Annotated in this window: 5 protein-coding genes; 4 read left to right on the top strand and 1 reads right to left on the bottom strand. The window is 45.1% G+C overall.

Annotated elements, in window-relative coordinates; translation table 11 throughout:
• Positions 1-538 (bottom strand): ExeA family protein (locus tag ACTG33_RS15865; RefSeq protein ID WP_439136197.1); only part of this gene is annotated, 538 nt, incomplete at its 3' end.
• A 973-nt stretch (positions 539-1,511) separates the two neighbouring features.
• On the opposite strand from ACTG33_RS15865, the gene ACTG33_RS15860 reads away from it, so the two are divergent.
• The 4 genes from ACTG33_RS15860 to ACTG33_RS15845 all read left to right on the top strand — a co-directional run.
• A complete protein-coding gene (locus tag ACTG33_RS15860; protein WP_439136196.1) occupies positions 1,512-2,141 on the top strand; it encodes an XrtA/PEP-CTERM system exopolysaccharide export protein in 630 nt (209 codons plus the stop codon).
• 24 nt (positions 2,142-2,165) lie between these two features.
• A complete protein-coding gene (locus ACTG33_RS15855) occupies positions 2,166-3,707 on the top strand; it encodes an XrtA system polysaccharide chain length determinant (protein WP_439136195.1) in 1,542 nt (513 codons plus the stop codon).
• Positions 3,708-3,749: 42 nt separating this feature from the next.
• Positions 3,750-4,808, top strand: a complete 1,059-nt coding sequence (locus ACTG33_RS15850) for an XrtA-associated tyrosine autokinase (RefSeq protein WP_439136194.1) — start codon at positions 3,750-3,752, stop codon at positions 4,806-4,808.
• A partial coding sequence (locus ACTG33_RS15845; RefSeq protein WP_439136193.1) for a TIGR03016 family PEP-CTERM system-associated outer membrane protein occupies positions 4,735-5,738 on the top strand: 1,004 nt, incomplete at its 3' end. The genes ACTG33_RS15850 and ACTG33_RS15845, both read left to right, overlap by 74 nt.

The following is a 5,738-nucleotide window of genomic DNA, read 5'->3' as shown; positions in this document are numbered from 1 at the left end:
GAAGTTGTTCGAGCTGTGGGGACCTGATGGTTTTTCTCAGTTCGCTCTGCCCGACCAGGAATATTTGCAGCAAGGGTTGGTTATTTTGCTGCAAATTGGTGAGCAATCTAAGCTCTTCCAGGGCGCCTTCAGGCAGATCCTGGGCTTCGTCAATGATGAGCAGGGAGCGTCTCCCTTCCTGATGTAATTTCAGAAAAAGTTGTTTCAGCCCATGGAGCAGCAGCGACTTATATTCAGTGGTCCCGTCTAACTCAAAGTTCAGTGCGATGAGGCGTATTAGGTCATCGGCCTGGACCTGAGTGCAATTAAGGCTGGTGAATTTGACCTGGCCGCCGTCAAATTCAGAGGTCAGATCGCTGATCAGCGTCGACTTTCCGGTGCCGGGTTGACCTGTAACGACAACGAACCCTTCTCTCCGGTACAGGGCGTATTGCATGTAGGCTTTGGCGTTTTTATAGCTGGGATGGTTAAAACAGAGACGCGAGTCCGGAGTTAGCCTAAAGGGTTCTTCTTTTAGTCCATAAAACAATTCGTACATTAGAAATCCAATTCAGTCATTTAAGCTTGGGTGATTCATCCGTCATCCAGGTCAGGCAATTGCTTCTGAGGAGCTATTGTTTCGTTACTGATGCTCTAGCTTTTGGGGTGGTGAGATGACCATAAAAGGATCTCTTGCTTAATCAGCATGCAAAACACCATAAGTCCGATTCCTGCGTTGAAAACAGTCATGTTTTCATAGCCAAGCAGGTAATAGCTTCCGAATGCTCTCGATACACCGGATACTCCGCAGAATACTATACCGGATATACCCGATAAATTTGCCAGTGTTATGAATATTTTCTTCATAGTGAACTTCCTGTCCCTTTATAAAATCATCGACCCAAGTGGTCGGCGACTGAGCTGGCCGTCTGTCGGTCGCTGTTCAATTCAAACGCCTGTTCTTCAAGAGAATGACACACTGCAACGTTGTAATGTCCAACAACTGAATTGAAGTGCTTGGTAAGTTTCGAAAGCTCTAATTGTCGCAGATTTTCTATAGAGCAAAATGGTTTAAAGGAATTGATCTTTTATAACACGCGTTGGGTTTTTGATTGTTTATCGATCATTACTTTTAGATTAGCCATTCAAGTTGACTCAAACAAGCAAAAATCGTTTTCATATGTAGGAAGAATATGATTAGGTAGCGATAATTAATAAGCTCGTCGCGCGGGCACTAAAAACAGTTATATAGATTTAGTTTTTTAATTTCTTAAAGAAGTAAAAACTTGGGGCCTTTCCAATTTAATCATTTTTAGTATTAAAACTGAGCCATTATAAGAATAGAATAGAAGCTAACATTGGCGCGATAATCCATTTGTTACTATTGTTATTCTTAATCCTTACCAAGTCATACAAAGGTATTAAACAGGCTCGTTTAAGCACAACATGTAATTCAGACTTAAATTAAGTATTGATGAAATACGCGTCTATACTTTCCAAGGCAATTCGATGACAGCTCAAGGAGGCAGTCTGTGTCCGAATCTTTAAAGAGTACCTTTTCTTCCTTTTCAACAGGCTTTGCCTGCTTACTTTTAGCCTTAACCCTGGCAGCTTGTAGCTCCCAGGAATATCCGGAGGCGACTGGTGAAACCCCCGAATTTGATTACATCATTGGTGCGGGTGACTCTCTGGAAATTTTTGTCTGGGGAAATCAGGAGTTATCGACAACGGTTAAGGTAAGACCTGACGGGAAAATCACTACAAGGTTGGTAGAGGATATTCCGGCTAGTGGTCGAACTTCCACACAGTTGGCAAGAGAGATCGAAGACGCGTACGGGAAATACGTTAAAAGTCCGGTTGTCAGCGTTATCGTCAATGGCTTTGTCGGTGTTCCAACCCAACAGGTTCGGGTCGTTGGCGAAGCCTCGAAACCATTGAATGTTCCCTACGATAAAAACATGACCCTGTTGGATTTAATGATTCGGGTTGGCGGTTTGAGTGATTTTGCCAATGGCAATGAGACTGTATTAGTACGCAGTTTTGGCGGAAAGCAAACCATATACAACCTTCGGGTTGAAGATTTGATCCGTGATGGAGATATTTCAGCCAATACACCTCTGATGCCGGGTGACATTATTATTATTCCTGAAGCTTGGTTTTAAGTCGTACGCGCAGAGGATTGAAGGATGCAACAAATATTTGCGCAGGTTTATGGGTACCTGATATGGATATGGCGGTATAAGTGGTATGCCCTGGCGCTTGCTTGGGCGCTAGCGATCGGAGGCTGGATTTGGGTCTGGTCTTTGCCTGTATCGTATATGGCGACTGCCCGGCTCGATGTTGACAGCAGTAGTCTGCTACGCCCGTTACTCAGGGGGCTGGCTATTCAGCCGGATGTTAATCAGCGGGTTGCTTTGATGAGTAGAACGTTGTTAAGCCGTCCTAACCTTGAGAAATTGATGAGAATGGCTGATCTTGATCTCAATGTTAAAACAGAGCTTCAGGAGGAGCAGTTATTATCCGAGCTGAAAGACAATATATCTCTCCAGGGTGATAGACAGAACGCATCACTGTATTCCGTATCGTTTAAGCATGAAGATCGTGAAACTGCCAAGCGTATTGTGCAGTCTCTGATTACGATTTTTATCGAAAGTACACTGGGTGAAAAGAGGAAGGATAGTTCGGGCGCACAGGCCTTTTTAGATCAACAAATCGCTGATTATGAGATGAGATTGTCCGAATCAGAAGCTCGCCTTGCTGATTTCAAGAAGCGCAACGTGGGTATGCTTCCCGGAGAGACCGGGAGCTACTATCAGCGCCTCGAAATGGCTAAATCCCAGTTGAATTCAGCCAAGCTTGAGCTGAGAGAAATGGAAAACCGTCAAAAAGAGCTTAATAGTCAGATCGAGGGTGAGGAGCCGGTCTTTTTTTCATCGTCAATTAATGATTCCGGGCGCTATTCGCCCATCGACCAAAGAATTCAGGGGCTGCAAGAGAAGCTGGATTATTTATCTCTGAGCTATACCGATCTTCATCCAGAAATGATTCAAATTAAGGCCAAAATAGCGGCTCTGGAAGCAGAGAAGCGTCGTGAGTTCGATCGTGCCATGGAGATCCAGCCATCCTCTTTGAGTGGACTTGGGGCTAGCCCCGTATATCAGAATATGAGGACCATGCTGGCTGAAACAGAAGCCAAAGTGGCTGAGCTGAAAGTTCGTGTAAGCGAGTACCAAACTCGAGTCGATGAGCTCGAGGGGACAGTAAACAATATCCCCGAAATTGAAGTTGAACTTCAACAGCTGGATCGGGATTATCAGGTCGTTTCGCAACAGCACAAGGCTCTCTTAAAGCGCCGTGAATCTGCTCTATTGTCTGAGAAGGTTGAAAAGAATGCTGACGACATTCGCTTCCGCGTTATTGATCCGCCGTATGTACCTCTCAAGCCTACCGAGCCCAATAAACTGCTGCTTAATGCAGGTGTTTTGATCCTTAGTCTGGGGGCGGGGGTTGGCTTGGCCTTATTGTTGACTTTGCTGAGACCGGTATTTGTGGACAGATTAACGTTGAGTGAAAAGCTTGGTTTGCCAGTGCTTGGTTCTGTTTCCATGATTGTGCCTCCCCATCAAGCGCGTCGGGAATTAAAGGCGGTTTTGGCATTTGCTTCGATAACCCTCTGCTTGCTAGTGACTTTTGCTGGCGTCAATGTCGGACAAGGCCTTATCTTCTAGTGGATATGCCAACACTCAACGGATGGAGTCAAGGTTAATTTTATGAGTATTATCGAAAAGGCAATCAATAAGCTGGAAAGTGAGAGGGGGCGCGATGCACTCTTGAGCCCGTCTGCTCCAGAAAACGATAAGCATGTAGAAGAGCCCATTCAAGCCGGTATTGGTGAACCTGAAGGACATGACTTCATCGGGAAACAAGCCACTACCGGGGACGAAAAGGCTACGTCTCTGTCTCAACCTGATGAAAAGACAGTTGATGTAACCGAAAGTGCCACAACCTCTTACAAAGCAGATATTCCGATTGGCAGTAACGCGCCAATCCATGTTCTTCCGGTTCAAGAAATGGCCGAAAAAGGGATGATTGTTCCGCAACGTCCGAGAAGTCAGATTGCTGATGAGTACAGAACGATAAAACGCCCACTGTTGCAAAATATCGACAAGAAAGGGGCGTCTATTGTAGAAAATGCCAATTTGATTATGGTGACCAGTGCATTGCCAGGAGAGGGTAAAACTTTTTCTGCGATAAATTTGGCAATGAGCATTGCGACAGAACAAGATAAAACGGTCCTTTTGGTTGATGCAGATGTCACTAAAGCTTCAGCTGCAGCGGCATTGGGGATCCCGGATGATAGCCCGGGTTTAATCGATCTTCTGGAGGATGAAGACAAAACATTCAGTGATGTTTTGGTGCATACCAGTATTCCCAAGCTTCGGATACTTCCTGCAGGTCGTCTTCATGAGCATGCAACAGAGTTGCTAGCCAGTGAAAATATGAAAAAACTGATGCACGAATTATCCGCTCGATACCCCGATCGGGTCATCATATTCGATTCGCCCCCATTGCTTATTACAACTGAAGCCAGTGTTTTGGCGAGTCTGGTGGGGCAGGTGGTATTTGTTGTTGCCGCAGAGCAATCCTCACAGAGTGCGGTAGAAGAGGCCGTAGAGCATATTGGAGGCGACAAGGTTGTAGGCTTGGTGTTAAACAAAGTGAAGAAAAACCCGCTTTCGAGACACGGATATGGTTATGGATATGGGTACGGTTATGGCGAGGGCGTTAGACGATCAAGACATTATCAGCCTCCAAACGAAGAGGGTTGATGGCAATTTTATGTCTAGCATTCGTCGATACTCTGTCGCTGTTATCTGTTTTTGGGCTTTTACTCAAGAAGCTCTAGCTGGCGACTGGCAGCGAGATTATGGTGTAAGTGTTAGAGAGGTCTATACAGATAATGTATGCCTGTCTTCGGATGACGAACAAAGTGAATTTATTACCACAGTAACACCGAGCTTTTCTGTCAATGGATCGGGAGGGCGAGCCACATTTAATCTTTATGGCGCTGTTGAGATTAACAATCTGACTGATAGCAATAAATGCTCCTCTGTTGGCAGTAATGACGATAACTTTAATCCCAGCCTCAATGGAAGTGGAAATGTTGAGCTCGTATCTAACCTTTTGTACGTCGATGGTACGGCACGAATTCAGCAAAACAGTATCGATCCGTTTCAGGCCTCAGGTGACACAAATCTTAACCGCAACGGTAATCGTAACACTACTTACGATTACTCCATCAGTCCCTACCTGACACATCGTTTTAATGATGTAGCACAAGTTTACCTTCGTTATACATACGACAATCAGGAAAACTCAGAAAGTGTTGTAGGCAATAGCGATCAGCAATTGGTGACAGCGTCTGTTAGCGGTATTCCTGGGCGCTCAAAGTTGAGTTGGTCAGTTTTGGGAAGCTATCAGAAGATATCTTATGATGAGGAGTCCTCAACGCCAAACCAGCAAGATGAATTGTCTTCAGTTAATTTCAATTTAGGGTATCAAGTTAACCGGAAATGGAAGATCTTTGGGTCTGTTGGTGAGGAAATTAACGAGTTTGAAACGGTCAGTGATGATAATGATGGTGACATCTGGAGCGCTGGATTTCGCTGGACTCCAAGTCCGAGAACGGACGTATTAATCAGCGGCGGCCAGCGTTTTTTTGATAATACCCCCAAAGTATCGATAACTCATAGGCTGAA

The sequence above is a fragment of the Pseudomaricurvus sp. genome (assembly GCF_965662505.1).
In the GTDB taxonomy this organism is placed as follows: Bacteria; Pseudomonadota; Gammaproteobacteria; order Pseudomonadales; family Cellvibrionaceae; genus Pseudomaricurvus.
The sequence above is the reverse complement of the archived record's forward strand: the minus strand, read 5'-3'. Positions and strand labels throughout refer to the sequence as shown.

Excerpts from the sequence above, each read along its gene's own strand:
- ACTG33_RS15855 (WP_439136195.1), top strand. The coding sequence starts at position 2,166 with ATGCAACAAATATTTGCGCAGGTTTATGGGTACCTGATATGGATATGG.
- ACTG33_RS15850 (WP_439136194.1), top strand. The coding sequence starts at position 3,750 with ATGAGTATTATCGAAAAGGCAATCAATAAGCTGGAAAGTGAGAGGGGG.